We start from the raw sequence: 25,498 nt of genomic DNA on the forward strand, positions 1-25,498 counted from the left end.
CATGTCGAAAGTCCAGCCTTCCGCTCCAGACGCAGAAGCCCGCCACCAGTCGCATTTGTTCTATCTGTCCAGCCTGCGCCGGCCGCTGATCGATCGCGCCGAGGGTATCTATATGTGGACGCGGGACGGCCGCCGCTTTATCGACGGTTCGAGCGGCCCGATGGTCGCCAATATCGGCCATTCCAACCACAACGTGCTCGATGCCATGAAGCGGCAGATGGACCGCGCCACCTTTGCCTATCGCCTGCATTTCGAGAACGAGCCGGCGGAGGAACTCGCGCGTGAGCTTGCCGGCAAACTGCCGGAAGGCATGGACCGCATCTTCTTCGTCTCGGGCGGCTCGGAAGCGACCGAATCCTGCATCAAGCTGGCCCGGCAATGGGCGGTTGCCACCGGCCAGGCCAGCCGCTGGAAGGTGATCACGCGCTTCCCCTCCTATCATGGCGGCACGCTGGGTTCGCTCTCGATCACCGGCGACGACGCTCTGGCCGAAACCTTCGAGCCGATGATGCGGGTGATGCCCACCGTGCCGGCGCCTACTGGCTGGCGCGACCGCGACAATCTTTCGATGGAGCAGCGCGGCATCCGCTATGCCGACATGCTGGAGGACAAAATCCTCGCGGAAGGACCGGAAAGTGTCGTCGCCTTCATCATGGAGCCGATCGGAGGTGCCGCTACCGCGGCGCTTGTTGCGCCGGACAGCTACTATGCGCGTATCCGCGAAATCTGCGACCGCTACGGTATCCTGCTCATCCACGACGAAGTGATGAGCGGCGCCGGCCGCACCGGCAAATTCCTCGGCGGCGACCACTGGAACTGCAAGCCCGACATTGTCGCGCTGTCGAAGGGGCTGGGTTCGGGCTACGCCCCGCTCGGCGCACTGGCCGCACCAATGCGGCTGGTGCAGCCGCTGCTTGCTTCCGGCGGCTTCCAGCATGGCCATACCTATGCCGGCAATCCGCTGGCATGCGCCGCAGGCCTTGCCGTGCTTGGCGAGATGGACCGGCTCAACCTGATCGCCAATGCCGCCGCCATGGGCGACGTGCTGATGGACGGGCTGAAGGGGCTGGCGAAACGCTTTCCCTTCATCGCAGACGTGCGCGGCAAGGGCCTGCTGACCGGCGCCGAGATGGTCGCCGATCCCGAGACACTGCGGCCGATCGACCAGAACAAGAAAGCCACGCAGCGTCTGCTCGACCTCGCCTATGAGCGCGGGCTGATCATCTATGGCCGCCGGGTCAAGGGCGGCGTCGACGGCGACAATTTCATGGTCGCCCCGCCGATGATCGTCACCGCTGAACAGGTCGGCGAGATCATTTCCATCATCGGCGACTCGCTGGAGGTTCTGGCATCGGAGCTCGACCTGCCAGTCGAAGGCCGGAGGTAAAGAATGGCGCCGCGAAAAGTCATCATCACCTGCGCCGTCACCGGCTCGGTGCACACGCCATCGATGTCACCCCATCTGCCGGTGACGCCGGACCAGATCGCGGCGGATGCCATCGCAGCCGCCGAGGCCGGCGCGTCGATCCTGCATCTGCACGCCCGCGACCCCAAAGACGGTCGGCCGACCGCCGATCCGAACGTGTTCATGCAGTTCCTGCCACGCATCAAGCAGGCGACCGATGCGGTGATCAACATCACCACCGGCGGTTCGTCGCTGATGACCTTGGACCAGCGGCTGGCTGCCCCGTTGCGGGCCGAGCCCGAAATGTGCTCGCTCAACATGGGTTCGATGAATTTCGCGCTGTTTCCGATGCTCGACAAACCAAGGGAATGGCAGCATGAGTGGGAGCCGAAGTTGCTCGAGGCCACGCGCGACACCATTTTCAAGAACACCTTCGCCGACATGGAAGGCGTGCTTGAGCGGCTGGGCAAGGGTTGCGGCACGCGCTTCGAATTCGAATGCTACGACGTCGGCCATCTCTATTCGCTGGCGCATTTCCGCGACCGCGGCCTGGTGTCAGGGCCGCTGTTCATCCAGTTCGTGCTCGGCATTCTGGGCGGCATCGGCGCCGATCCGGACAATCTCGTCCACATGAAGCGCATCGCCGACAAATTGTTCGGCGACAGCTACCAGTTCTCCGTTCTGGCCGCCGGCCGCCAGCAGATGCCGCTGATTGCCATGGCCGCGGCGATGGGCGGCAATGTCCGTGTCGGGCTGGAAGACAGTCTCTATGACGGCCGCCAGCTGGCGAAATCCAACGCCGATCAGGTGCGGCGCATCCGGGGCATTCTAGACGGCCTGTCGCTGGAGGTCGCCACGCCGCCCGAGGCGCGCGAGATGTTGGCGCTGAAGGGCGGCGACCGGGTGGCTTTCTAGAAGCGAGGAAGGAGCTGATATGGAAAGGGTTCTCGTCTCCGCCTGCCTGCTCGGCAGCCATGTCCGCTACAACGGCTCCTATCGCCTAAACGGTCATCCCGTACTGACACGCTGGCAGGCGGAAGGACGGGTCGTGCAAATCTGTCCGGAGGTCGCCGCAGGCTTTTCCACGCCGCGTCCTGCAGCGGAAATTCACGGTACAGCCGACGCTGTGCTCCACGGCAAGGGGCGAGTGGTCGAGCAGACGGGGAGAGATGTGACCGCACTTTATCTCGACGCCGGGCAGCTCGCGCTCGAACTCGCCCAAGAAACAGGATGCCGCTATGCCGTTCTTACCGACGGCAGTCCGTCCTGCGGCAGCAGCTTCGTCTATGACGGCAGTTTTTCAGGCAAGCGCCTAGCCGGTCGCGGCACGACCGCCGCTCTATTGGAAGCCAATGGCATTCGCGTCTTTTCGGAAGACAGTATCGGCGACCTTGATGCTCTCCTGAATAGGCCCGGTTCAGTCGAAACTACGGCCTGATCCATGGCAGGCAAGATCCAGACCGTGACTAGCGATATCGTCATCCGCCCCGGACGAATCGAAGACGCCGAAACCATTCACGCCGCGCTTCTCAAACTCGGCACCCATATCGGCGCGCATCAGGAGATCACCTCCACACCCGATGATCTCCGCCGCTACGGATTCGGCGACAAGCCGGCCTTCTCCACCCTGATCGCCGAAGTCGACGGCGAATTCGCCGGTCTTTGCCTGTATTTCCCGATCTTTTCGACCTGGATGGGGCGGCCCGGCGTCTATGTGCAGGACCTCTATGTCGAGGACCGGTTCCGTGGCCGCAAGATCGGCGAGCAGCTGTTGCGGCGCGTGGCCGCGGAATGCCGGAAGGACGGCGGCGTTTATCTCAGGCTGTCGGTCGACACCGACAATGAGGGCGCCAAGGCTTTCTACGAGAGGCTGGGCATTGCCTGGTCGAGTTACGAACAGACGCAGAAAATCATCGGCGAGGCCTTTTTTGCCTTCGCCGACGCGCGAGAGGAGCAGGAATGAAGGCCTTTTACGCCGAAGAGCAGAAGCGCCACGACCCAAAGGCGTTTCTTTCCAGTGGTGCGGCGCAGCCTAACCCGGAAAAGCCCGAGCGCGTCGAGAGATTGTTAGCCGGCGTAAAATCTGCCGGCTGCACGATCGAGCGGCCGCGCAATCACGGTCATGGCCCTGTCTCCGCAGTGCATACGCCCGAATATCTCGACTTCCTCGAACATATTTTCGAGCGCTGGCAGCGCATCGAGGGCGCTTCGGCGGAAGTGATCCCCAACATCCATCCGATCGCGCGCAACGGCTCCTATCCGGCCTCGGCGGTCGGCCAGGCCGGTTATCATATGGCCGACACAGCCTGCCCGATCTCAGGCGAAACCTGGCAGAGCGCGCTGTGGAGCGCCTGGAGTGCGGTCGAGGCGGCGGAAACAGTGATGGCTGGCGCGCAGGCTGCCTATGCGCTGTGCCGTCCGCCTGGCCACCATGCCTTTGCCGATGTCGCCGGTGGCTTCTGTTTCATAAACAATTCGGCGGTTGCGGCGCAGGTGCTGCGCAAGCAGGCGGCGCGGGTGGCGATCCTCGACGTCGACCTGCACCACGGCAACGGCACGCAAGGCATCTTCTATGCCAGACCCGATGTGCTAACGGTCTCGCTGCATGCCGATCCGGTGCGGTTCTACCCGTTCTTCTGGGGTCATGCCGACGAGCGTGGCGAAGGCCCCGGCCTCGGCTATAATTTCAACTTGCCCTTGCCGCGCAAATCCGCCGACGCGGCGTTTCTGGAAGCGCTTGGCGTTGCGTTCCAGCGCATCCGCGCCTTTTCACCGGATGCGCTGGTGGTGGCACTCGGTCTCGACGCCTTCGAAGGCGATCCGTTCGGCGGGCTTTCGGTGACGACGTCCGGCTTCTCCCGCATTGGTGAGGCGATTGGCAAACTCGGCCTGCCGAGCGTCATCGTCCAGGAAGGCGGCTATCTCTGCGACGCACTCGGCGACAATCTCACCGCCTTCCTCACCGGGTTCGGCGGCAAGGTGCGGTGACGGTTTCTCCTGGCGTCAGGAGCGCAGCTGCCTGAGCATGGCGATGACCCGGTGCACGCTCTCCAGCGTCTCATCGATTTCGGCCGCCGTGTTGTAATGGGCGATGCCGATGCGCACGACACCCTGCTCGGCTGGAATGCCGAGCTGGTGGACGATCTCCCAGGCGTAGTTGTGGCCGGACCACAGGAAGATGTTTTCGGCATTCATCTGCCGCACGATCGTCTCCGGTACGATGCCGTCGACCGTGAAGGAGACCGTCGGCACCCGATCGGTTAGCCGCTCGCGATCGGTGATGCCATGGATGGTCAGGCCTGGAATGTCGGACAGGCCATCGATCAGCCTTTGCGCCAGCGGGTTCTCATAGGCGATGGAGACTTCGAACGCCTTGGAGATCTTCTGCCTGCGCGAACCACCCTCGCCCGCTGCCGCACCCAGCCCGGCAAAATAGTCGACCGCCGCCGTGAGGCCGGCCATCAGCTCGATCTGCGGCGTGCCGAGCTCGAACCGCTCCGGCAGGCCATTGGACGAACAGCGGCATTTGTAGGGGTTCAGGCCATCAATGATTTCGCGCCGCCCCCACAAAATGCCCATATGCGGACCGAAGAATTTGTAAGCCGAGCAGATCAGGAAATCGCAGCCGAGCTCCTGCACGTCGATCAGGCCATGCGGCGCGAACTGCACGGCGTCGACATAGACCAGGGCGCCGGCCCGTTTTGCGATGGCGGTCAGGGCTTTGACCCGGTTGATCGAACCGGTCAGGTTCGAGGCATAATTCAACGCGACCAGCCGTGTCCTGTCGGACAACAGCCCGGTCAGCGTCGCCTCCTCGACCTGCCAGCTCTTTTCATCGAATGGCAGCCAGCGCACCACGAGGCCCAAATCCTCGGCCAGTTGCAGCCAGGGCGACACATTGCCCTCGTGGTCCATGCGGGTGAGGACGAGCTCGTCGCCGGGCTTCAGCGCGCGGCCGAGTGTGCGCGACATGTGATAGGTCAGCGTCGTCATATTGGCGCCGATGATGATTTCCTCAGGGGTCGCCGCGCCGAGGAAGTCGGCCATCGCCTGATGCGCCTCGTCGACGACGGATTGAGCGGCGATCGTCGTTTCGAAATAACCGCCGAGATTGGCGTTGGTGGTGAGCAGGCAGCGCGACACCGCATCGGCGACGGCCTGCGGCACCTGCGTGCCGGCGGGGTTGTCGAGATAGATGCGACGGCGGCCCTTGTCGGCCAGGGAAAGCGCTGGAAATTGTCCACGCACGGCCTCGATCGAAAAATCCGCCATTGTCTCCACCCCTTTGTTATTCCATGATAATCCATCTCCGCCGATCAGGGACAGGGATTGCCGACCCGCTGGTGGATCGCGTCCACCGCCTTCTGCATCTCCTCGGTCCAGACAACATCCACCGAAGACAACGCCATTTCGAGCTGCGGAATGGTCGTTGCACCGATGATGTTGGAGGTAACGAACGGCCTGCTCGACACATAGGCATTGGCAAACAGCGCCGGTTCTAGGCCAAAGGAGCGCGCCAGTTCATTGTATTCGAGCAGCGCTTCCGCTGCATTCGGCGTCTCGTAGCGCTGGCCGCGATTGAACAGCTGCGTGCGCGAGCCCTCCGGCCGGGCGCCATGGTCGTATTTGCCGGTCAGATAGCCCTGAGCCAGCGGCGAGTAAGGCAGCAACGACACCTGTTCGCGCTCGCAGACCTCGGCAAGGTTCACCTCGAAGGTGCGGTTGACGAGATTGTAGGCGTTCTGGATCGACGCAACGCGCGGTCCGACGCCTTTGTCGGCCTCGGCGAGAAACCGCATGACGCCCCAGGAACTTTCGTTCGACAGGCCGAAATGACGGATCTTTCCCACCTTCACCAGTTCGTCGAAGACGGCAAGCGTCTCGGCGATCGGCGTTTCGTTGGCCGGTGCGCCATCGGCATCGGCACGCCGCGCTACGGCGCCGATGCGCGTCGGGTTGGCACCCCAGGGGATATCCCGTTCCGGCCAGTGGATCTGGTAGAGGTCGAGATAGTCTGTGCCGAGCTTGGCCAGGGATTTGTCAACGGCGTCAAATATATCGGCGCGTACCAATTGCGACGGCCTGTCGCCGCGAAACCAGCTGTTGGCGGTGCGGCCGACGACCTTGGAGGCAAGGATCACCTGGTCGCGATTGCCCTTGGCCTTCATCCAGCTGCCGATGATCTTTTCCGTCCGTCCCTGCGTCTCCGCCTTGGGTGGGATCGGGTAGAGTTCGGCGGTGTCGATGAAATTGACGCCGCGCAAAAAAGCCAGGTCCATCTGAGCGTGGCCTTCGGCCTCGGTGTTCTGCTGGCCCCAGGTCATGGTGCCCAGGCAGATCTGGGTAACAAGAAGATCGGTCCGACCAAGACGGCGCTTGTGCATGGAATTCTGCTCCGGAGGGAAAGTCTGTGCGGGAGGGAGGCTGCATGTATAGGGAAAGCTGCGGCGCTCTCCAACCCTCACGAGGCCGACTTTTGCGTGAACCAGCGATGTTCAGCTAGCGGCGGGCGCCGGCCACGGCGCGGCGCTTGGCCTCGTCGATCAGCATGTTGGCCACTTGCATGCGGATCATGGCGCGCTGACGCAGATGCGGGGCGACGCGATCGGGATGGTTGGTGAAAGCAAAGCTGCGGCGCATACGGCCGAAATCGGCGGCGCTCTTGGGCTGGTTCAATCCCAGTTCGGCCGCGATCGATTCCGGATCGATCGGCGGCAGTTTTTCCTCGGGCTTTGGGTCCTCGGTAGCCAGCGCCAGCTTGGCGTGTTCGAGCAAGGCGGCGAATTCGCTCGCGAGGTCAGCACCGGCCTCGCGATACTCGGCGGCCGACACCTTGATGCGGCCGGAATGGAGTTCGTCGGCGACCGACAGATAATCGAACGGAATGGACGGACGCGCGCCGGCCTCGTCGCTCTCGATAGCGTCGCCCTTGTCGGAGGCGACGAAGAGGTCGTCGAGCAGCGAAGCGAAATCGCGCTTGGCGCTGGTAGCGATGTCAGCCTCCCCCTTGCTGTCAGGTTCCAGACCATAGACCCGGCTCGTTAAAAATACATACCACCGATCTTAATGAATTTAGCCATTCGAGGATCGCGACCGGTCCCTCAAAACAAAAAGCCGGACTGCATTTTCATGCAGTCCGGAAATTCGCCAGGAGTGGCGAAGAAAACTGGCCATGAGCCAGCGTCGAAGCTTACGGTTTGTGCGGCGCGGAAGTTTCAGTGGGTTGCAAAAAATTTTAGGAAACTTATCCGGACATAGCAGGCATGCAAATGCTGCACTGCACAATTGTCACGATTCACCTATATTAGCGGCCGTGGAGGACCAACCAGGAGCCTGATCATGGGTTTCTTCACGGAAATGTTCGCCCGGCCGCGCCCGCAGGAACATCTGCGATACCGCGCGGCGCTCGCGCTGCTTCACTCGATGAGCAATGCCGACCGCGCCGATATCGGCATCAAGCCCGCCGATTTTCCGCGCGTCGCCCGCGAAATGTCCATTCGCTAGATGTGTCTCGCGAGATGTCCCGGACGGATTCGGGACATCTCAGAATGCCTGCGCCTTAACGCGATCCCAGGAATGTCGCCTTGCCAAGCGGCACGCCATTGTGGCGAAGGATGTCGTAAGCGGTGGTGAGGTGGAAGTAGAAATTGGGCATGGCCACGTGCAGCAGATACTGCATGCCGGCCAACGTCGTTTCGCGCCCGCCGAGTTTCAGTTCGATGACCTTGTCGTCGGAGCCGTCGATATCCGCTGCGGAGAACGTCGCCAGAAGCGCGAGCGTCTTGGCGATCCGCGCCTCGAGTTCGGCAAAGCTTGCCTCATTGTCCTCATATTTCGGCACCTCTCGGCCGGCCAGCCGCGACGGCGCGCCCTTGGCGTGGTCGGTGGCGATCTGCACCTGCCGGGTCAAGGCGAACATGTCGGGCGCAAGCCGCGCGGTCAAAAACACCTGTGGGTCGATCTTGCGCTCAAGCGCATTCTGTTCGGCAGCCGCCAGCACATTGGAAAGTGCTTTCAGCCTGGCTGAAAACACTGGCACGGATGCCTCATACATCGATATCGTCACGTCAGATCTCCTGTCCGGTCGGAACGCCGGCGCAGCGACGTAGCGCCTGCGCGCACGATTCTTCAAGCGCCGTGGGGTCCGCGTCACCACGCCGCCGCAATCGCCGTGGTAGAATTTCCGTTATCGAGCGGAGATTCCCGATGAGACGCGTCCTTCTCGCAGCGACTGCCCTTTTCTCCCTTGCCATATCAGGCCAAGCGGCGCTAGCCGCCGACGATGCGCCCGAAGCACCCTATGTAGACGACCGCTCGAGCGCCGAGGCGGTCATTCGCTCGCTCTACAGCGCCATCAACCGGCACGAATTCGCCCGCGCCTGGGGATATTATGGCGATACGAAGCCGGCTAAAGATTTTGAAAGTTTCGTCAAGGGTTATGACGGCACCAACAAGGTGGAGGTCACGACCGGAGCTATTTCGGACGACGGAGCCGCCGGCAGCATCTTCTACAACGTCCCGGTCGCCATCCGTGCCACGGACAAGAGCGGCGGCGAAAAGGTCTTTGCCGGCTGCTACACACTGCGCCAGGTCAATGCACAGGCCCAGGCCGCCCCACCTTTCGATCCGATCCATATCGAAAAAGGCGCGTTGAAACCCTCAACGGCGGATTTCGAGGAGGCGCTGCCGCCGAGCTGCGGCGACGGCCCGCCGCCGCCGAAGAAGGATACGGCACTCGAGCAGGTCAAGAAAGCCTTCCAGGCGACCTATGGCGACCAGTGCGACAAGCAGTTCCTGGGCGGCGAGCCGGAGGTCTTTTCGATCAAATACAAGGAAAAGGATGCGCAACCCGGCGATCCTGACAAGGAAACACGGCTGTTCCATTTCTCCTGTTCGGCCGCGGCCTACAATGAGAGTTCGGTCTACTACATGACCGACGAATTGTCGGCCGTGAAGCAATTGCAGTTCGCCGAACCGGAGACCGATATCCGCTACGAGAACAACAACAGTGACGGCAAACTGTTAAGTGTGACGGTGATCGGCTTCCACACCACGGGATGGGCCACCAATTCCAACTATGACCCGAACGCCCATACGATAACCACTTTCAACAAATGGCGCGGCGTCGGCGATGCCTCCGATTCGGGAACCTATCTGTTCCGTAACGGCGATTTCTCGCTGGTCCAGTATGACGTCGATGCCTCCTATGACGGCGAGGAGAACCCACAGACGGTCGTCGACTACAACACCGCGCCCTGAGCGCTGAGTGGCTGCCAGGCAGCGCCGGTCAGGGCGCCTTCGACAGCATCCAGTTCAGCGTGCCGCGCCAGTCGACCATGCGGATCGGCGTGCCATGCGTGCCGGTCTCGAAGCGGACGAAGCGGGTCGGATAGGGATAGGCCTTCGACCCGGCGATGATGGAGCGGAAGAAGGCTTCCTGGTTCGCCACGGGAAAGACCACGTCATGGCTGCCCTGGCCAAAGAAGACCGGGACATGACGCCTGAAGGCGGGACTAGCGAGAAAACTCTCGTCCCACAAAGACCCGAGCAGCAGCAGCCCGTTGATGCGCCGGCCGGTGTCGTTGCGGGCGGCAAGCTTCCAGCACAGCGCGCCGCCCATCGAGCCGCAGGCGACAAAGATCTTCGCGCCCGGCGACTGTTCGGCGTAGTGATTGATCAAGGCCGCGACCTGCGCGGCGCCATTGTCGCCGAAATCGGGGAAATCCGGCGAGAGATAGAGCCCGCCATTGCCGGCCATCAGGTTCTTGATGCGGTTGAAATTGCCGCCGAAAGTGAAATCGTCGACGCCCTGCTTGCGGCTGCCGCCCTGCCCGTGCAGGTAAAGCACAATGATGCCGGCTCCTTCCGTCTTGCCGACGGCGATATGCCGGACATCGCCGGCATCGGTCTTCAGCATCAGATCTTGCTGCACCTTGCGCACACTGACGTCGGTGTACTGCGGATGCACGCGCTTTTCCGGCACTTCGTCGCGCTGGTTGATGTCGCGCATCTCGCTATAGTCGATGACTGTGTAAGCGCCGCCGTCGCCGGTCGACAACGTCGCCGGATAGGCGAAGAGATCGTCCTTGAAGGGTTTCAGTTCGAGCGCATCGGCCTGGGCGGCAGAAAACAGAAAAAACAGCGAAATCAGAAAGGCATGGAGCGTGACCGCCCCCCTCTGGCCTGCCGGCCAGGCCGGCAGGCCAGAGGGGGGCGGTAGAGGCGCAAAGGTGGACGGAAGAAAAGCCATCCTCAAGGCATGTTAATTCAGTTCGGGTTTGTCAATCCTGCAACACGCCGCCGGCGCCTTCGAGCGCCTCCCGGGTGTCGACATCGACAGAGGCGCCCTCGCCGATCTCGACATCGATGACATCGAGCCCCTCGGCCTCGACCAGATGGCGTGCGCCGGTATCGCCTTCGAGATGGGCGATGGCCGGGAACAGAGCGCGCGGCAGGAGCACCGGGTTGCCGCGCTTACCCTGATGCGAGGCGCGGACCACCGAATTGCCTCCGGCCTTGCTGAAGGCATCGATCAGCCGGTCGAGATCGCCTGACACAACGCCAGGCATGTCTCCCAGAACGATCATCACGCCGGCGGTGTCTTCTGGCAGATAGGCAATGCCGGCCTTCAGCGAGGTCGACAGGCCATCGGCAAAATCGGGATTGTCGGCGAAAGTGACGTCGAGGCCAGACAAAGCCGCGCGTACGCGCTCGCGCTGATGGCCGGTGACGACGATCGTGCCCGATGCCTTCGAGGCGAGCGCGCGCTCGGCGGTGCGGCGCACCAGCGGCTTGCCGTCGAAGAGCGCCATGAGCTTATTTGGGCCGCCCATGCGGCTCGACCGGCCAGCCGCCAGAAGCACGATTGCCACCTTGAGCCGGCTCTTGGCCGGCAGCGGTTCGCGCGGCTGCGGCCGCGTCGGGATTTCCATCAGCAGCCCACCGACCCCCATGCTGGCAATATCCTTCGCGGTGACGTCGAGGCCGGCAACCAGCCGGTCGAGCACCCAGTCGAAGCCGTTTTCCTTAGGGCTGCGGGCGCAGCCGGGCGCGCCGATAATGCGCTTGCCGCCGAGTGTTCCGAGCACCAGCAGGTTGCCGGGATCGACCGGCATGCCGGCGCGGACAACTGTTCCGCCGGCCCTCTCGATCGCTGCCGGCACCACATCGGCGAAGTCGCTCATCGCCGAGGCGCCGAAGATCACCACCAGGTCATTGTCGCGCGCCAGCAAGGCGGCGGCCTGCGCCACGGGCGCGATCTCATGCGGCGTGCGGCGCTCCGCCATCAACCTGCCGCCGGAGCGCGCCAGCCGCGCTTCGGTGACGCGCAGCGTCTTGTCAAGCACACTGGGCTTGATGCCCGGCAGGACCGTCTGGATGACGCCAACGCGCACCGGCAGATAGGCGTTGACGGCAAATATCTCGCCGCCGGCGCAGATTTTCACAACAATGTCGACCAAGGTGGAGGCGACCGCGAAGGGGATGATCTTCACCGTTGCCACCATCTGACCCTTTTCGACCGGCGCATGCTGCGCCAGCGTGGCAAGGGTGATGGCGGGATCGACGGCGTTTATGGCGTCGATCATCGCAGCATCGACCGTGAAGATGCCTGATGCCTTGGCATGGAGATTGACTCGGCCGGTGGCGGCCGGTCTCGCCTCTATGCCGCTGAACCTCATGCTCTCGGCAATTCTTTGCGCCGCCGCGTCCTCGCCAAGATCATCCGAGGAAAGCACGGCCGCGACGACCTGCACGATGCCTGCCCGCTTGAGTACTGAGATGTCTTCGGCACTCAGCCTTTGCGCCTTGCGGAAGCGCTTTTCGCCGGCCGTGGTGGCATGCGCCAGCACCGCGCCTTCGGCGGTTTCAATGGGGATGGGACCGAACTTCACGCCGCTGCGCCCGCAGAGCGCCGCGCGTCCACTTGGACGCGCAAAGGACGCTCTGCTGCTTTGAGCCTACGCATCGTGCTTCTCCAAAATCGATTCCGATCTTTGGGCCGATGCGGAGGCATCGAGGCCGCGCGAGCGAAAGGCGTAGATGGTCTGCGCGAGAACCGCGACAGCGATCTCGGCGGGGCTGGCGGCACCGATATCGAGCCCGATCGGCGCGTGAATGCGGGCGATCTGGTCGGCAGCAGCGCCCAGCGCCAGCAGGCGCTCGACGCGCTTGGCGTGCGTTTTGCGGCTGCCGAGCGCGCCGACATAGAAGCAGTTGGCGTCGAGTGCGGCCTTCAGCGCGAAATCGTCGATCTTCGGGTCATGGGTGACGGCGGCAAGTGCGGTGTAGCTGTCGAGCGGCTGGCGCTTCAGCACATCTTCCGGCCACTCGGCATGCAGAACGACATCGGGAAACCGGTCCGGCGTGGCAAAGGCGGTGCGCGGATCGATGATCTCCAGGGGATAGCCGGCAATCCGGGCCATTGGTGCGAGCGCCTGGCTGATATGGACGGCGCCGATCACCACCAGGCGCGGCTGCGGCAGATGCGCGTTGAGAAAGAAGGTCCGCCCTTCCGCCTCGACGGAACCGGAATTTCCTGACCGAAACGCCCTGGCGATAGCGGCTCCAAGGTCGCCGGCGACCTGGTCGCCCTCGCGTACGATGCGGTCGCGGCCATCACCGAGATCGGTGACGAGGATCGCCGCGCGGCGGGCGCGGCGCTCGGCATTCAAGGTTTTCAGGGCGTATGGATCCATCTGAGATCAGCCCAACCGCTCGACATACACCTTGATACGGCCGCCGCAGGACAGGCCGACCTGCCAGGCGGTTTCGTCGGCAACGCCGAATTCGAGCATTTTGGCCTTCCCAGAGTCGATGACGTCGATCGCCTCGCTCACCACCGCACCCTCGACGCAACCGCCCGAGACCGAGCCATGGAAATTGCCGTCCGCATCGATGACCAGATGGCTGCCGATAGGCCTCGGCGCCGAACCCCAGGTCTCGACCACGGTGGCAACGGCGACATCCTTGCCATCCTTCATCCAACCTTCCGCGATGATCAGCGGATCGCGGGCCTCATCGAGATAAAGACTGTCGTTCATCGTTGCTTCTCTCACGGTCTGTTTTCCAGGGCCAGGAAAACATATGGCTACGCGGCGTGCCTCGCGCCAGCTTCCATCCATCGGCGCGGATCGACGGACTGTGCCGACTTCTTGTCCAGCGACGCGCAAAGGTCGGCGAGCGCATCGAGATTGTGCACCGAGCGGAATTCATCGACGTGCGGCAGCATCGCCTTGACGCCGCGGGCGCGTGCCTGAAAACCGTCGAAACGCAGCAACGGATTGAGCCAGATCAGCCGCCGGCAGGATTTGTGCAGCCGCTCCATCTCCTGCGAAAGGCCGACGACATCGTCGCGCTCCAGCCCGTCGGTGATCAGAAGCACGACCGCGCCCTGCCCCAGCACGCGTCGCGACCAGATCAGGTTGAACTCGGCCAGTGTGTCGCCAATACGCGTGCCGCCGGACCAGTCCTTCACCGCCGCCGAACAATCGGCAAGGGCAGCATCGGGTTCGCGGTGGCGCATCTGCCGGGTCAGATTGGTCAGCCGCGTGCCGAAGACGAAAGTGTGGACGCGCCGGCGTTTTTCCGTCAGCGCATGCAGGAAATGCAGGAAGATGCGCGTGTACTGGCTCATCGAACCGGAAATGTCGGCCAGCACCACCAGCGGTGGGTGGACTTCGCGGGCCGAGCGGAATTTCGGCAGGATCAATTTACCGCCGGTGCGCGCGGCCGAGCGCATCATGGCACGGGGGTCGATACGACGGCCATGCGCATCGGCTTTGAAGCGCCGGGTCCGCACCATGTCGAAAGGCAATCGCAGCTCGGCGATCGCTTTCTTGGCGTCCGCCATTTCGGCTGCATTCATCTGGGCAAAGTCCTTGCCCCGCAACACCTCGTTGCCGGAAAAGGTGAAGCGGGCATCGACCTCGATCTCAGGGACTTCCTGAGGCGGCTGGTTCTTCTGATGACCTTCGAACATCGCCTGGCTGACGCGGGTTTCGGCAGCGCGTGGCTTCTGCTTCTCCTTGGCGTCGGGCGCCACCGGCGAAAACATCGCCAGCAATTTCTCGATCAGTTCGCGCGATTTCCAGAACAGCCGGAAGGCCTCGTCGAAGACGGGGTGATCCTCGTGCCTGGACACCAGCACCGCGTGCAGCGTCCAGTAGAAATCGTCGCGCGAGCCGATGCCTGCGGCCAGCACCGCCTCGATGGCATCCTTGACCGAGGCCGGCCCGACCCGCATGCCCGCCTTGCGCAAGGTGCGGGCGAAATAGACGATGTTGTCGGCGATGCGCCCGTCCGCCGTCGCCTCATTGGGGTCGGCCTCTTTGGGGGAAGCACCCGGCGCCTTCATCGCGCTACTCCGCCGCCGCGAGCTCGGCCTTGACCTCGTCGAGGATGCGCCGGCCCTCGCCCGTACCGATGCGGGCAATGTCATCCTGATATTTCAACAGCACGCCGATCGTGTCGGAAACGGTCTCCGGGTCGAGCGCCACCTTGTCGAGTTCGGTCAGCGCGCCGGCCCAGTCTATGGTCTCGGCGACGCCCGGCACCTTGAACAATTCAATCTGGCGCAGCTTCTGGATGAAGGAGACCACCTCCGCCGAAAGCCGCTGATTGGCTCGCGGCACCTTGCGGCGCACGATCTCCAATTCGCGCTCGGCATTGGGATAATCGACCCAGTGATACAGGCACCGCCGCTTCAACGCGTCGTGGATCTCGCGGGTGCGGTTGGTGGTGATAATGACGATCGGTGGCTCTTGCGCCTTGATGGTGCCGAGTTCGGGCACCGTCACCTGGTAATCGGAGAGGATTTCGAGCAGGAAGGCTTCGAAAGCTTCGTCGGTTCGGTCGAGTTCGTCGATCAGGAAGACCGGGGCCGCCCCGGTCTTGCCGGTCAGCGCATCGAGCACCGGGCGGCGGATCAGGTATTTTTCCGAGAAGACGTTGCGCTCCATGGCGGAGCGGTCGACCTTGCCGGCCGCCTCCTCCATGCGGATCTCGATCATCTGCGCGGCGTAATTCCACTCGTAGACGGCAGACGAAACGTCGAGGCCTTCATAGCACTGCAAGCGGATCAGCCGGCGGCCAAGCGCCTGCGCCAACACCTTGGCGATCTCGGTCTTGCCGACGCCGGCCTCACCCTCGAGGAACAATGGCCGGTTCATGCGCAACGACAGGAACAGCACCGTCGCGAGCGACCGGTCCGCCACATAATCCGCGCCGGTCAGGAGATCGAGCGTCTCGTCGATCGTCCGCGGTACGGGGCGCGGTTTCAGTGCGGTCATTCTTTCTCCGTGAACGCCGCCCCGCTGTCCAGGACATGGTAGCCGCGGGCGTGGTAGATCAGCGGCCGCAAATTATCGCCCATGCGAAGCCCTGTCACCTTGCCAAAAAGCACACGATGCGTGGCCAGATCCTTGGTGTCGATCAACTCGCAGTCGAACACGGCGAGCGCGCCCTTCAGCGTCGGCGCGCCGGTGGAAATCACATCCCATTCGCCGAGCGCGAAACGCTCCTCGACCGGCAGGCCGGTGATGCCGGAAAAGCCGACCGACAGCGGTTCCTGGTGCGAAGCCAGCGTGTTCAGGGCAAACCGGCCGTTTTTCACGAACAGCTCATTATTGGCATTTTCGCGATTGAGACAGACCAGGATGGTCGGCGGCGTGTCCGACACCGAACAGGCAGCGATCACCGTCGTGCCGCGCTTGCCGGCGGGCCCGTCGGTGGTGACCACATGGACGTGGCCGGCAAAATGGCTCATCGCGTCGCGATAGGCCTGCGGTCCAATGTCATTCTTCTTCAGCACCGGGAATTGTCCATAGCCAGAACCCTACCGCTATATATGGCCAGACATGACATGCCACAAGCGAAGTGCTTGGCCCATATCCCCAAATTCGCGTGTTGCACCAAGGCCGGGCAGCCTTTAGGTCTTGGCGGGAATTGGTGCCTGCGCTGTTATAGCGGGCTTGGGAGGAACTCTTCGGCAGGATGCGACCCGGGGCAACGATATCGGCCGCGCTGGCTTGGCTGTTCCTGGCCGGCGGCGCCAGCGCCCAGACGCTGACGATCGGTGTTGTTGCTCCGTTGTCGGGACCGTCGGCCATCCTCGGCAAGCAGATCGAGGCCGGTGCCGGGCTCGCGGCGCAAGCAAACGGAGTCGAACTCAAGACCGAAGATGATGCCTGCACGGCCGATGGCGGTGCAGCCGCAGCCCGGGCTTTTGCCGCGGCCAAGGTCAGCGTCGTGGTCGGCTTCCTCTGCACTGAAGCCATCGAGGCGGCGATGCCGATCCTCAAGGACGCCAATATCCCGGTCATCACCGTCGGCGTGCGCACCGAAAGCCTCACCGACCGCCGCGCCAAGACCGGCTGGCCGGTCTATCGCCTAGGGCCGCGCGGCGACGATGAACGCAACGCCGTCGCCTCCACCCTCACCCACCTGTGGCAGAAGGAGCTGTTCGCCATCATCGACGACGGCACCATCTACGGCCGCGAGATGGCGGAGACATTTCGCGCCGCGGCCGAGCAAGCAGCGCTGAAGCCGGTGTTCGTCGACACGTTCCGGCCGCAACTCGACAACCAGATAGGGATGATCGGGCGACTGAAGAAGGCCGGCGCCACGCATGTCTTTGCCGGCGGCGACGGTGACGACATCGCCATTATGGGCCGCGACGCAGCGCAGCTTCAGGCCGGCATCGTTTTTGCCGGCGGCGAAAACCTGCGCACGCCGCCCGCAGACGTGCCCTATGCGACGGGAACCCTGATGATCGCGCCGCCCGAATGGGCCGATGTCGCCGACGCAAAAGTGATGGAAAGCTTCTCCGCGCAGAAAATCGTGCCGGACGGCTATACGCTGCCGGCCTATGCGGCGGTGGAGATCGCCAAGGCAGCGTCGGCCTTGTCCCCGGACAAGCCGATGACCGAGGCGCTGAGCGGGCACGATTTCACCACGGCGATCGGTCCGGTCCGCTTCGACGCCAAGGGCGACCTCAGCCAGAGCCCCTACCGCGTCTTCCGCTTCGACGGCACGCGCTTCGTGCCTTTGGAAAGCAATTGATGTTCCGCACCGGTCCGCGCAATCTGATCACCGACGTTGCCGGCCTGCGCGTCGGCAATGCTTCCAACGCCCGGCTGAAATCCGGCGTGACGACTATCCTTTGCGACGAACCGGCGGTGGCCGGTGTCCAGATCCTGGGCGGCGCGCCGGGCACGCGCGAGACGGATCTGCTCGAACCGCACAATTCGGTCGAGGCTATCCACGCCGTGGTGCTGTCGGGCGGCTCGGCTTTCGGCCTCGACGCTGCGTCCGGCGTGCAGGCGGCGCTGCGCGAGCGCGGCATCGGCTTCGAGGTGGGCGGCTTTCGCGTGCCGATCGTGCCGGCGGCTATCCTGTTCGACCTGCGCAATGGCGGGAACAAGGACTGGGGTCGTTATCCCCCATATCGCGACCTCGGCTATGAGGCTGCGCAATCCGCCGGCACAGATTTCCAGCTCGGCACGGTCGGTGCCGGCACCGGTGCCTTGACCGCCGGGCTCAAGGGCGGGCTGGGCTCCGCTTCGACGCTGCTGGACACCGGCGTTACCATCGGTGCGCTGGCAGCCGTCAATCCGACCGGATCGGTGACCGTCGGCCGCACCCGCCATTTCTGGGCAGCGCCCTTCGAAATCGGCGGCGAATTCGGCGGGCTCGGCTATCCGTCGCCCATGCCTGCCGATGCCAGGAGCATCTTGCTGAAATACCGCGACAGGCAGGCAGGCGGGCAGATGGAAACCGGCGGCAACACCACCATCGCCGTCATTGCCACGGATGCGGTTCTCACCACGGCCGCGGCGAAACGCCTGGCAATGTCGGCGCATGACGGCTTCGTGCGCGCCATCTGGCCGACGCACACGCCGGCCGACGGCGACCTGGTGTTCGCACTGGCGACGGGCAAGAGCGGCATCCGGCTCGAAGCCGATGCGGCAATCGACCTCTATGCCACTGCCGGCGCCACCATGGCGCGCGCCATCAGCCGCGGCGTGTTTGCCGCAACGCCAGCCGACAACGACCTGTTTCCCGTCTGGTCGTCGCGTTCGGGCTGAATCTGACGATCAGACCGGATCGGATTTTTCTTCCTCGAATGTTACGGCGACATCGGAATTCGCCGACAGCCACACCTTCTTGCCATCGACCTCGGCAACCAGGGCCAGAGGAATGAAGTGGTGATGACCCTTGTGAGCGCCTTCGCCGCTGTCGGCCTTGGTCAGCTTGATGCGCTGGCCGTCGACCTTGTCGACAGTGCCGATATGCACGCCATCTGCGCCGACGACTTCCATATGCTCACGAATCTTGCTGGTGTCGGTCATGGTGGTTCTCCATTGGGATTGCCGACAATAACAAATGACGAGCCGATTGGATGCATCGGGTTTTGTCCCGCACGATGTTTCGATTCGGCCGTGCTAGGGATTGCAACGATCACGGCTACCGGAGTGAAAAAAGATGCGAATGCTTCTCCTGTTTGCCGTTCCCCTGGCCGCGCAGCTTGGCGCCCCGATCGCCGCCCGGGCTGGCGATGCCGCCGAGCTTGAAATCCTTGGCTTCAGCAAGGACGGCGGCGTGTTCGCCTTCGAGGAATACGGCGTCCAGGACGGGTCGGGCTTCCCCTATGCCAACCGCTATTACATCGACACCAGCACCGACAGCTTTCTCAAGGGCACGCCGATCAAGGTCCGGCTCGACGACGAGAACGCCAAGCTGGATGCGGCGCGCCTTCAGGCCCGGCAAAAGGGCGAAGCCATCGTCAGTCAGGCCGAGTTGAGCGCCAACCGCGGCATCACCGCCGGCTTCAACCCGGTGACCGAGCTTTCGGCCGATCCGCACCGGATGGCGGTCAATCCACGACCGATCTTCTCTCCGGTCGACCAACCGCTCGAGTTCCGGCTGGACGAGATCGGCATGAACAACACCGAAGGCTGCGACAGTCAGGGCGAGATCAATGGCTTCCGGCTGCTGCGCATCGAAGCGCAGGATGGCGGAGCCACCAAATTGCTGCATGAGGACAAGTCTATCCCCAAAAGCCGCGGCTGCCCGAACGGCTACCGCATCGGCGCGGTCCAGACATTCTCCATGGATAGCCTCAGCGCCTATGCGGTGCTGATCGCGGTGCGCCAATATGGCTTCGAGGGATCGGACTTCCGCTGGATCGCCGTGACCGGCCGCCTGTGACACCGCACGCATCCATACTTAGCCGCAATTGGAACGTCGTCCGCCGCGCCTTGCCAGGGTGGCGTGCGGCGCTTTTCGGCTCGCTCTCGTGGGCCGTGACCATGGGCGCCAGTGCGCTCATCAACCTGTTGCTGGATGATTGGATGACGCCGGAGAAAATCCGCACCGTGTCGCTGCTGTTTGCGGGCGGAGGCGCGCCAGCCTTTCCGGTTGGCCTGTTCGCGGCACGGCTGGTCTCGCTCGGAAGGAGCCGGGAGGTTGCCTTCGCGGCGGCAATGGTGTGCCTTGCCGCCGCGACGATCGGGCTGACCGACGGGCTTTATGCCCTGCAATACCGGTCCTACTATGCCGAATGGCATGCACCCGTCTTCACCCTCACCTGGGGGTTTCAGCTCGCCTTCACGATGGCGGTAGCGTCCTACCAGTTCGTTGTGCTGGGCATCCGGCTCTATTTTCCGCTTGGCTTCATCGCCTTGTTTGCCGCCAGCCTCTGGTTTGCGCAGCAGCGGCGTTGAGCATTTCGTCCGCCTCTGTTAGGACGCGGGCTACCCAGAGTGGTTCAGCGTTTGGTGGAACCGCCGACCCGCTCTAACTCCTTCTTTTTCGCAATTCCCGTGGGAAAACCACTGCACACTTTTCCTGGAATTGCTCTAGACACATCAGGACTGACCGATGATCCCTCGCTATTCCCGGCCGGAAATGGTCGCCATCTGGTCGCCCGAAACCCGGTTTCGCATCTGGTTCGAGATCGAAGCCCATGCCTGCGATGCGCTGGCCGAACTCGGCGTCATCCCGAAGGAAGCGGCCAAAACCATCTGGGAAAAGGGCAGTGCTGCGAAATTCGACGTCGAGAAGATCGACGAGATCGAGCGCGTCACCAAGCACGACGTCATCGCCTTCCTCACCCATCTCGCCGAATTCGTCGGCCCGGACGCGCGTTTCATCCACCAGGGCATGACCTCTTCGGACGTCCTGGACACCTGCTTTGCCGTCCAGCTTACCCGCGCCAGCGACATCCTGCTCGCCGACATTGACGGCCTGCTTGCGGCGCTCAAGCGCCGCGCTTTCGAGCACAAGGACACCGTCACCATCGGCCGCAGCCACGGCATCCATGCCGAGCCGACAACTTTCGGTATCAAGCTGGCGCAGGCCTATGCCGAATTCTCGCGCTGCCGCGAGCGGCTGGTGCACGCGCGGGAGGACATCGCCACCTGCGCCATTTCCGGTGCGGTCGGCACCTTCGCCAACATCGAACCCTATGTCGAGGAGCATGTCGCGGCAAAGCTCGGGCTGAAGCCGGAACCGGTGTCGACCCAGGTGATCCCGCGCGACCGTCACGCCATGTTCTTTGCCACGCTCGGCGTCATCGCCTCGTCGATAGAGCGGCTGGCGACCGAGATACGGCACCTGCAGCGCACAGAGGTGCTAGAGGCGGAAGAGTATTTTTCGCCGGGCCAGAAAGGCTCGTCGGCAATGCCGCACAAGCGCAATCCGGTGCTGACGGAAAACCTCACCGGCCTTGCCCGCATGGTGCGCTCGATGGCGCTGCCGGCGATGGAGGACGTAGCGCTCTGGCACGAGCGCGACATCTCGCACTCCTCCGTCGAGCGCATGATCGGGCCGGACGCCACGGTGACGCTGGATTTCGCGCTGTCACGCCTGACCGGCGTCGTCGACAAGCTTGTCGTCTATCCCGAGAACATGCTGAAGAACATGAACAAGTTCCGCGGCCTGGTGCATTCGCAGCGGGTGATGCTGGCGCTGACGCAGGCCGGCCTGTCGCGCGAGGACTCCTACCGGCTGGTGCAGCGCAACGCCATGAAGGTGTGGGAGCAAGGCGCTGATTTTCTTGAGGAACTTTTGGCCGACAAGGAAGTCACCGCCGCGCTCCCCGAGGCGGAAATTCGCGAGAAATTCGACCTGGGCTACCACACCAAGCATGTCGACACGATCTTCAGGCGGGTGTTTGGGGAGGCTTAATCTCCCTTTTCCCCGTTTACGGGAGAAAGAGGCTGTGCCGACGCCGATCACGCCTTTCCAGGCACAGTCCTGATCACCGTGCCCCAGGGATCCTTACGGGTCGTTTCCCCGGTCACCTTGTCCGAACGCATCTCGACCCAGGCGAGGCCCGAGCGCGACGGGTCGCGACGGCCGGCGCCGGCGCTCTGCCAGGCATTGGCGCCGATGTGATGATGGTAATGGCCTGACGACAGGAACACCGCTTGGCCGCCATATTTGGCCACCGTGTCGAAGCCGAATTCCTGGTTCCACCAGGCTTCCGCTTCTTCCGGCCTGCCGACGCGCAGATGAACATGGCCAACAATGCTGTTTTCCGGCGCGCCTTGCCAGCCGGCGTCACCAGCCGGCACTTCGCCGACGACCGCGGGAATATTCAGCCGCTCGGTCGCCATGGCGATCTTGTCGCCATTCCACTTCCAGTCCTGTGGACGGCGGTCGGCATAGATTTCGATGCCGTTGCCTTCGGGGTCGGTCAGGTAGAGCGCCTCGCTGACCAGATGGTCGGATGCGCCCTCGATGGCGATCTTGTCCGATATGGCATGGTTGATCCAGCGGCCGAGATCGGCACGGCTGGGCAGCAGGAAAGCCGTGTGGAACAGGCCAGCGCTGCGCGGATCGTCCGGCTTGGCGGAAGAATCCGGCTCAAGGACCAGCAACGGACGGCTGCCGGCGCCTAGCGTTATCGCGCCGTCGGCACGGCTCAATTCCTGCAAGCCGACGACCCTGCGGTAATAGGCGGCAAGGCTTTCGGCGTCGCGCGCCTTCAGCCCGACGCGGGCAACGCTCACCGGCGTGGTGGCGGCAAATGGCAATTCGCTCATCATTGTCTCCGTTGCGGCAACGCTTGATGAAGCTCCCAATGCCAGGAGCCCGGCGCCGCCGATCATTGTACGTCGTGTCAGGCCCAAAATCCCGGCCCTTCACGGCTCTTTCTCTGCTGATGACAGATCGTCGATTGCAATCGTTCACACAAGACGACGAAAAGCGAACATGGTGTTCACCATCATGACCAGAAGCTTGGCCATCGACGACGGTTGCATGAGGCAATCGCGCTCGCTATCTCAGCGCCATGAAAGTCAAAGACGCAGATATCCTGATCGTTCCGGGCTACACCAATTCCGGACCCGAGCATTGGCAAACCCGCTGGCAATCGAAACTGTCGACGGCGCGGCGCGTCGAGCAGGCTGAATGGTCGAAGCCGGTGCGCGAGGACTGGACGGCGAGCGTGGCCAAAGCGGTCAACGAGGCCGAGAGGCCGGTGGTCATCGTCGCGCATTCGCTGGGGGTGGCTGCGGCCGTGCAGGCCATCCCGCAATTCGTCAAGCCGGTCGCCGGCGCCTTCTTCGTGGCGCCGCCCGATGTCGCCAACCCCGGGATCAAGCCGAAGCACCTGATGACCTTCGGCCCCTATCCGCGTCAGCCGCTGCCTTTTCCGTCGATCGTGATCGCTAGCCGCAATGACCCGTTCTGCCCCTTCGATGTCGCCGAGGACATAGCCGGCGCCTGGGGCTCGCTGTTCATCGATGCCGGCGAGGCCGGCCATCTCAACCAGGATTCGGGCTTCGGCCCCTGGCCCGAAGGCTCGATGACCTTCGCCAAGTTCCTGACGGATCTGTGATTCAGACCCAAAGTCGGCGTAGGGAGTCCATGAAGAAACCGCCGAGCTCCAATAAACAATAATTTAAGGCGGCTCGCGATACTTCTTTACGCGCGGCGAACTCCGCTCGCCGTGCCTATGCGATATTGCTCAACGACAGTTCTTCACGCTCCAACGAAGGTAAGCGCTTGCGCAAGGACGCTTCACTCGAATTCTTGAGGGGTGCCGCAGCGCTGGTCGTTTTGAATGGGCATATTTTGCGTGCTTTTGCCCCGTCGGCGGCGGGCGGAGACGGAGACAACGCCGCGCAATCCCTCAAGACAAGTCTGGCTTTCATCGCCTTCAATGGCGGCTCTGCCGTCTACTTGTTTTTCGTCCTCTCTTCCTATGTGCTTGTGAAGCGCTATTTCCAGTCCCGCGAGGCGCAAGATCTGCTGCTGGGTGCGATAAAGCGTTTGCCTCGTCTGGCCGGACCAGTGCTTGCCACGGTTCTGGCATCCTGTGTCATCTTCAAGCTCGATCTGTATTTCTTCCAGGATGCGGCTGGTATCACCCAGTCCGAGTGGCTGAGCAGATTCGGCAACGCCTCAAAGTTGCTCTCGCGGGACACAGCGAGTTTCGCCGATGCGTTCCAGCAAGGGGCCTGGCGGACGTTCATCTACGGCGACAAATATTATGACAGCAGCCTGTGGACCATGACGGTCGAGTTCTGGGGGAGCATGTTGACCTTCGCCCTCGCCCCGATCGTCTTTTTCCTCCTGGGCCGCTGGACGCTGCTTTCCTGGTTCTGCATAGCAACAGGCGTGTTCCTGGCGCTGCAAGTCAGCTTCTTCTTCTGTGCCTTTCCGGCCAGCCTCATGCTCTATCCGCTTCTCGCCATGGGTTTGCGCCCGAATCGCTGGGTAAGAGGCGCCATGGTGATCGTTTCCCTTGCGCTACTGGGCTATGCGGGGAGTGCTGTCGGCATATACCGGCCCTTTGGGCTGCTTGAGACCGCGGTTTCCGATGATGTCGGCCTGAGGCAAGCCTGCGTGGCCATCCCAGCAAGCATCCTGCTTGTCTACACTATGCTAAGTGTTGACGAGCCCCCAGCACGGCTCTCGGGCAAGGCGGCACGGTTCCTGGGCGACCTGTCCTTTCCCCTCTACCTCGTGCATGTACCCGTTATCTGCTCGCTGGGGTCATGGGTCCTGTTGGTCAGCGGTTCCACCGCACTCGGTGCCGCCGCCGCCATACTGGGTTCGATCCTCGCGGCGTTGCCGCTGATGATCTTCAACAACTGGTGGGTCCAGCTGCTCGGCGCCCTGTTCAACAGGTTCAGGCGCGGCAGCCCTATCGCCGCGCCGGCTGCAGCAAGCGCCTGACCGACGACGCCGTGACGGCAGTTCGTCCGGTTTGGATTCAGGCTCCGATCGAGTCCTGTATGCTCTTCAGGAGGGTCTTTGCCCCCAACGAAATCAGCGCATGCTCGGACCCGGTGGCGAGCAGGCGATAGCCCATCGAGACGACACGACCGGCAATTGCCGGTTCGACGACATAGATCGCGGCATGTTTTCCGGCCTTGCGGGTGCGCTCGGCCACCGACGCCACCGTCTCCATCATGCTCTCCAGCGTCGAGCTGACCGTGGCGCCATTGGTCCAGGCAATCGAGAAATCCGACGGCCCAAGGAAGATGCCGTCAATGCCCGGCGTGTCGAGAATGCCGTCGAGCGCGTCGAGCGCGGCGCGTGTCTCGACCATGGCAAAGGCCATGGTGCGCTGATTGGTGTCGCGCAGCCATTCGGCATAGTCGCCCTTGCCGTGGCGCGGAAAGGCATAGGTGGGGCCCCACGACCGCTCGCCGAGCGGTGGATATTTCATCGCCGCGGCGAACAGTCTTGCATCGGCCACCGAATTCACCATCGGCGCGATCACCGCCTCGGCGCCGAAATCGAGCGCCCGGCTTGCCATGTCGAAACGTCCAACCGGGATGCGCACCAGCGCCGGCTTGTTTGCAGCAAGCACCGGCAAGAGGCCGCGCAGCACGCTGTCCTCATGATGACCGCCATGCTGCATGTCGAGCGTGATGGCATCGAAGCCCTGTTTTGCGAGAATCTCGACGGTCAGGGCGTCCGGCACTCCTGACCAGGCGGTGACCAGCGTTTCATCGGCGGCAAGGCGGGACTTCAGGGACATCTAATCTGTTTCCTCGTTAACGTCAGCAGTTCAGCCGGAAACCATGCCAAAGGCAAAGAAAAACCGCCCGGCCTAGCCGGGCGGTCGATTGGTCC

29 protein-coding genes are annotated in these 25,498 nt (G+C 63.1%); 15 read left to right on the forward strand and 14 right to left on the reverse strand.

Going from position 1 to position 25,498, the window contains the following annotated elements; all coding sequences use genetic code 11:
* The first annotated feature begins 1 nt into the window (after position 1).
* Genes ACWGS8_RS15345 through ACWGS8_RS15365 form a run of 5 tightly spaced genes read left to right on the forward strand, consistent with a single transcriptional unit; the run spans position 2 to position 4,393 of the window.
* Entirely contained in the window at positions 2-1,387 is a 1,386-nt protein-coding gene (locus ACWGS8_RS15345; protein WP_454581704.1) for an aminotransferase family protein, read from the forward strand.
* 3 nt (positions 1,388-1,390) lie between these two features.
* Complete coding sequence (locus ACWGS8_RS15350) at positions 1,391-2,320, forward strand: 3-keto-5-aminohexanoate cleavage protein (RefSeq protein ID WP_454581705.1); 930 nt, start codon at positions 1,391-1,393, stop codon at positions 2,318-2,320.
* A 19-nt stretch (positions 2,321-2,339) separates the two neighbouring features.
* Entirely contained in the window at positions 2,340-2,843 is a 504-nt protein-coding gene (locus tag ACWGS8_RS15355) for a DUF523 domain-containing protein (RefSeq protein WP_454581706.1), read from the forward strand.
* Positions 2,844-2,846: 3 nt separating this feature from the next.
* Positions 2,847-3,368, forward strand: a complete 522-nt coding sequence (locus tag ACWGS8_RS15360) for an N-acetyltransferase family protein (RefSeq protein WP_454581707.1) — start codon at positions 2,847-2,849, stop codon at positions 3,366-3,368.
* Positions 3,365-4,393, forward strand: a complete 1,029-nt coding sequence (locus ACWGS8_RS15365) for a histone deacetylase family protein (protein WP_454581708.1) — start codon at positions 3,365-3,367, stop codon at positions 4,391-4,393. Before ACWGS8_RS15360 ends, ACWGS8_RS15365 begins: the two co-directional genes overlap by 4 nt.
* A gap of 15 nt (positions 4,394-4,408) precedes the next feature.
* On the opposite strand, the gene ACWGS8_RS15370 is transcribed toward ACWGS8_RS15365, so the two are convergent.
* The 3 genes from ACWGS8_RS15370 to ACWGS8_RS15380 all read right to left on the reverse strand — a co-directional run bounded on the left by ACWGS8_RS15370 (position 4,409) and on the right by ACWGS8_RS15380 (position 7,324).
* Entirely contained in the window at positions 4,409-5,677 is a 1,269-nt protein-coding gene (locus tag ACWGS8_RS15370; protein WP_454581709.1) for a cysteine desulfurase-like protein, read from the reverse strand.
* A gap of 44 nt (positions 5,678-5,721) precedes the next feature.
* On the reverse strand, positions 5,722-6,789 hold the full coding sequence (locus ACWGS8_RS15375; protein ID WP_454581710.1) for an aldo/keto reductase: 1,068 nt from the start codon (positions 6,787-6,789) through the stop codon (positions 5,722-5,724).
* A gap of 115 nt (positions 6,790-6,904) precedes the next feature.
* Positions 6,905-7,324 carry a hypothetical protein gene (locus ACWGS8_RS15380; protein WP_454581767.1) on the reverse strand — a complete coding sequence of 140 codons (420 nt, stop codon included), beginning with the start codon at positions 7,322-7,324 and terminating at the stop codon, positions 6,905-6,907.
* Between ACWGS8_RS15380 and ACWGS8_RS15385 the strand changes: the two genes are divergently transcribed.
* Complete coding sequence (locus tag ACWGS8_RS15385) at positions 7,253-7,450, forward strand: hypothetical protein (protein ID WP_454581711.1); 198 nt, start codon at positions 7,253-7,255, stop codon at positions 7,448-7,450. The two genes, ACWGS8_RS15380 and ACWGS8_RS15385, sit on opposite strands and share 72 nt — an antisense overlap.
* Positions 7,451-7,744: 294 nt before the next feature.
* Complete coding sequence (locus tag ACWGS8_RS15390; RefSeq protein WP_080511763.1) at positions 7,745-7,909, forward strand: hypothetical protein; 165 nt, start codon at positions 7,745-7,747, stop codon at positions 7,907-7,909.
* Positions 7,910-7,964: 55 nt separating this feature from the next.
* Here ACWGS8_RS15390 and ACWGS8_RS15395 read toward each other — a convergent pair whose 3' ends face one another.
* Positions 7,965-8,471 (reverse strand): DUF1993 domain-containing protein, encoded by a 507-nt coding sequence (locus ACWGS8_RS15395; RefSeq protein ID WP_454581712.1) that lies wholly within the window; start codon positions 8,469-8,471, stop codon positions 7,965-7,967.
* Positions 8,472-8,611: 140 nt separating this feature from the next.
* Between ACWGS8_RS15395 and ACWGS8_RS15400 the strand changes: the two genes are divergently transcribed.
* Positions 8,612-9,664 carry a DUF1176 domain-containing protein gene (locus tag ACWGS8_RS15400; protein WP_454581713.1) on the forward strand — a complete coding sequence of 351 codons (1,053 nt, stop codon included), beginning with the start codon at positions 8,612-8,614 and terminating at the stop codon, positions 9,662-9,664.
* A 28-nt stretch (positions 9,665-9,692) separates the two neighbouring features.
* On the opposite strand, the gene ACWGS8_RS15405 is transcribed toward ACWGS8_RS15400, so the two are convergent.
* The 7 genes from ACWGS8_RS15405 to ACWGS8_RS15435 form a co-directional block, all read right to left on the reverse strand.
* Entirely contained in the window at positions 9,693-10,655 is a 963-nt protein-coding gene (locus ACWGS8_RS15405; protein WP_454581714.1) for an alpha/beta hydrolase, read from the reverse strand.
* Between the two features lie 31 nt (positions 10,656-10,686).
* Positions 10,687-12,297, reverse strand: coding sequence for an NTP transferase domain-containing protein (locus ACWGS8_RS15410; protein ID WP_454581715.1), 1,611 nt, complete (start codon positions 12,295-12,297; stop codon positions 10,687-10,689).
* Positions 12,298-12,363: 66 nt separating this feature from the next.
* A complete protein-coding gene (locus ACWGS8_RS15415) occupies positions 12,364-13,101 on the reverse strand; it encodes an XdhC family protein (RefSeq protein ID WP_454581716.1) in 738 nt (245 codons plus the stop codon).
* A 6-nt stretch (positions 13,102-13,107) separates the two neighbouring features.
* Positions 13,108-13,446 (reverse strand): XdhC family protein, encoded by a 339-nt coding sequence (locus ACWGS8_RS15420; protein WP_454581717.1) that lies wholly within the window; start codon positions 13,444-13,446, stop codon positions 13,108-13,110.
* 47 nt (positions 13,447-13,493) lie between these two features.
* A complete protein-coding gene (locus ACWGS8_RS15425; protein WP_454581718.1) occupies positions 13,494-14,759 on the reverse strand; it encodes a vWA domain-containing protein in 1,266 nt (421 codons plus the stop codon).
* Between the two features lie 4 nt (positions 14,760-14,763).
* A complete protein-coding gene (locus ACWGS8_RS15430) occupies positions 14,764-15,693 on the reverse strand; it encodes an AAA family ATPase (RefSeq protein WP_454581719.1) in 930 nt (309 codons plus the stop codon).
* Positions 15,690-16,214 (reverse strand): flavin reductase, encoded by a 525-nt coding sequence (locus tag ACWGS8_RS15435; protein WP_454581720.1) that lies wholly within the window; start codon positions 16,212-16,214, stop codon positions 15,690-15,692. Before ACWGS8_RS15435 ends, ACWGS8_RS15430 begins: the two co-directional genes overlap by 4 nt.
* A gap of 182 nt (positions 16,215-16,396) precedes the next feature.
* Between ACWGS8_RS15435 and ACWGS8_RS15440 the strand changes: the two genes are divergently transcribed.
* Together ACWGS8_RS15440 and ACWGS8_RS15445 are read left to right on the forward strand one after the other, a co-directional pair.
* A complete protein-coding gene (locus tag ACWGS8_RS15440; protein WP_454581721.1) occupies positions 16,397-17,464 on the forward strand; it encodes a branched-chain amino acid ABC transporter substrate-binding protein in 1,068 nt (355 codons plus the stop codon).
* Positions 17,464-18,489, forward strand: a complete 1,026-nt coding sequence (locus tag ACWGS8_RS15445; protein WP_454581722.1) for a P1 family peptidase — start codon at positions 17,464-17,466, stop codon at positions 18,487-18,489. The genes ACWGS8_RS15440 and ACWGS8_RS15445 overlap by 1 nt, the downstream gene beginning before the upstream one ends.
* 9 nt (positions 18,490-18,498) lie before the next feature.
* Here ACWGS8_RS15445 and ACWGS8_RS15450 read toward each other — a convergent pair whose 3' ends face one another.
* Complete coding sequence (locus ACWGS8_RS15450) at positions 18,499-18,753, reverse strand: DUF2171 domain-containing protein (RefSeq protein ID WP_454581723.1); 255 nt, start codon at positions 18,751-18,753, stop codon at positions 18,499-18,501.
* Between the two features lie 133 nt (positions 18,754-18,886).
* Here ACWGS8_RS15450 and ACWGS8_RS15455 point away from each other — a divergent pair, with 133 nt between their 5' ends.
* The 3 genes from ACWGS8_RS15455 (at position 18,887) to purB (ending at position 21,592) form a co-directional block, all read left to right on the forward strand.
* Positions 18,887-19,612, forward strand: a complete 726-nt coding sequence (locus tag ACWGS8_RS15455) for a DUF2259 domain-containing protein (protein ID WP_454581724.1) — start codon at positions 18,887-18,889, stop codon at positions 19,610-19,612.
* Complete coding sequence (locus ACWGS8_RS15460; protein ID WP_454581725.1) at positions 19,609-20,127, forward strand: hypothetical protein; 519 nt, start codon at positions 19,609-19,611, stop codon at positions 20,125-20,127. The genes ACWGS8_RS15455 and ACWGS8_RS15460 overlap by 4 nt, the downstream gene beginning before the upstream one ends.
* Before the next feature lie 157 nt (positions 20,128-20,284).
* Complete coding sequence (gene purB / locus ACWGS8_RS15465) at positions 20,285-21,592, forward strand: adenylosuccinate lyase (RefSeq protein ID WP_454581726.1); 1,308 nt, start codon at positions 20,285-20,287, stop codon at positions 21,590-21,592.
* 47 nt (positions 21,593-21,639) lie between these two features.
* Here the strand turns inward: purB and ACWGS8_RS15470 are convergent, their stop codons facing one another.
* On the reverse strand, positions 21,640-22,452 hold the full coding sequence (locus tag ACWGS8_RS15470) for a VOC family protein (protein ID WP_454581727.1): 813 nt from the start codon (positions 22,450-22,452) through the stop codon (positions 21,640-21,642).
* Between the two features lie 248 nt (positions 22,453-22,700).
* Here ACWGS8_RS15470 and ACWGS8_RS15475 point away from each other — a divergent pair, with 248 nt between their 5' ends.
* Together ACWGS8_RS15475 and ACWGS8_RS15480 are read left to right on the forward strand one after the other, a co-directional pair.
* Positions 22,701-23,249 (forward strand): RBBP9/YdeN family alpha/beta hydrolase, encoded by a 549-nt coding sequence (locus ACWGS8_RS15475; protein ID WP_454581728.1) that lies wholly within the window; start codon positions 22,701-22,703, stop codon positions 23,247-23,249.
* Positions 23,250-23,416: 167 nt separating this feature from the next.
* Entirely contained in the window at positions 23,417-24,592 is a 1,176-nt protein-coding gene (locus tag ACWGS8_RS15480; RefSeq protein ID WP_454581729.1) for an acyltransferase family protein, read from the forward strand.
* 37 nt (positions 24,593-24,629) lie between these two features.
* On the opposite strand, the gene ACWGS8_RS15485 is transcribed toward ACWGS8_RS15480, so the two are convergent.
* Complete coding sequence (locus tag ACWGS8_RS15485; protein WP_454581730.1) at positions 24,630-25,403, reverse strand: HpcH/HpaI aldolase family protein; 774 nt, start codon at positions 25,401-25,403, stop codon at positions 24,630-24,632.
* Between the last annotated feature and the right edge of the window lie 95 nt (positions 25,404-25,498).

This window comes from Mesorhizobium sp. 43Arga, from assembly GCF_053714255.1.

Bases quoted from the DNA above. Each gene is read 5' to 3' on its own strand.
- ACWGS8_RS15345 (WP_454581704.1), top strand. From the start codon at position 2: ATGTCGAAAGTCCAGCCTTCCGCTCCAGACGCAGAAGCCCGCCACCAG.
- ACWGS8_RS15350 (WP_454581705.1), top strand. From the start codon at position 1,391: ATGGCGCCGCGAAAAGTCATCATCACCTGCGCCGTCACCGGCTCGGTG.
- ACWGS8_RS15355 (WP_454581706.1), top strand. From the start codon at position 2,340: ATGGAAAGGGTTCTCGTCTCCGCCTGCCTGCTCGGCAGCCATGTCCGC.
- ACWGS8_RS15360 (WP_454581707.1), top strand. From the start codon at position 2,847: ATGGCAGGCAAGATCCAGACCGTGACTAGCGATATCGTCATCCGCCCC.
- ACWGS8_RS15365 (WP_454581708.1), top strand. From the start codon at position 3,365: ATGAAGGCCTTTTACGCCGAAGAGCAGAAGCGCCACGACCCAAAGGCG.
- ACWGS8_RS15370 (WP_454581709.1), bottom strand. From the start codon at position 5,677: ATGGCGGATTTTTCGATCGAGGCCGTGCGTGGACAATTTCCAGCGCTT.
- ACWGS8_RS15375 (WP_454581710.1), bottom strand. From the start codon at position 6,789: ATGCACAAGCGCCGTCTTGGTCGGACCGATCTTCTTGTTACCCAGATC.
- ACWGS8_RS15385 (WP_454581711.1), top strand. From the start codon at position 7,253: ATGGAGTTCGTCGGCGACCGACAGATAATCGAACGGAATGGACGGACG.
- ACWGS8_RS15390 (WP_080511763.1), top strand. From the start codon at position 7,745: ATGGGTTTCTTCACGGAAATGTTCGCCCGGCCGCGCCCGCAGGAACAT.
- ACWGS8_RS15400 (WP_454581713.1), top strand. From the start codon at position 8,612: ATGAGACGCGTCCTTCTCGCAGCGACTGCCCTTTTCTCCCTTGCCATA.
- ACWGS8_RS15405 (WP_454581714.1), bottom strand. From the start codon at position 10,655: ATGGCTTTTCTTCCGTCCACCTTTGCGCCTCTACCGCCCCCCTCTGGC.
- ACWGS8_RS15415 (WP_454581716.1), bottom strand. From the start codon at position 13,101: ATGGATCCATACGCCCTGAAAACCTTGAATGCCGAGCGCCGCGCCCGC.
- ACWGS8_RS15420 (WP_454581717.1), bottom strand. From the start codon at position 13,446: ATGAACGACAGTCTTTATCTCGATGAGGCCCGCGATCCGCTGATCATC.
- ACWGS8_RS15425 (WP_454581718.1), bottom strand. From the start codon at position 14,759: ATGAAGGCGCCGGGTGCTTCCCCCAAAGAGGCCGACCCCAATGAGGCG.
- ACWGS8_RS15430 (WP_454581719.1), bottom strand. From the start codon at position 15,693: ATGACCGCACTGAAACCGCGCCCCGTACCGCGGACGATCGACGAGACG.
- ACWGS8_RS15440 (WP_454581721.1), top strand. From the start codon at position 16,397: ATGCGACCCGGGGCAACGATATCGGCCGCGCTGGCTTGGCTGTTCCTG.
- ACWGS8_RS15445 (WP_454581722.1), top strand. From the start codon at position 17,464: ATGTTCCGCACCGGTCCGCGCAATCTGATCACCGACGTTGCCGGCCTG.
- ACWGS8_RS15450 (WP_454581723.1), bottom strand. From the start codon at position 18,753: ATGACCGACACCAGCAAGATTCGTGAGCATATGGAAGTCGTCGGCGCA.
- ACWGS8_RS15455 (WP_454581724.1), top strand. From the start codon at position 18,887: ATGCGAATGCTTCTCCTGTTTGCCGTTCCCCTGGCCGCGCAGCTTGGC.
- purB (WP_454581726.1), top strand. From the start codon at position 20,285: ATGATCCCTCGCTATTCCCGGCCGGAAATGGTCGCCATCTGGTCGCCC.
- ACWGS8_RS15470 (WP_454581727.1), bottom strand. From the start codon at position 22,452: ATGAGCGAATTGCCATTTGCCGCCACCACGCCGGTGAGCGTTGCCCGC.
- ACWGS8_RS15475 (WP_454581728.1), top strand. From the start codon at position 22,701: ATGAAAGTCAAAGACGCAGATATCCTGATCGTTCCGGGCTACACCAAT.
- ACWGS8_RS15485 (WP_454581730.1), bottom strand. From the start codon at position 25,403: ATGTCCCTGAAGTCCCGCCTTGCCGCCGATGAAACGCTGGTCACCGCC.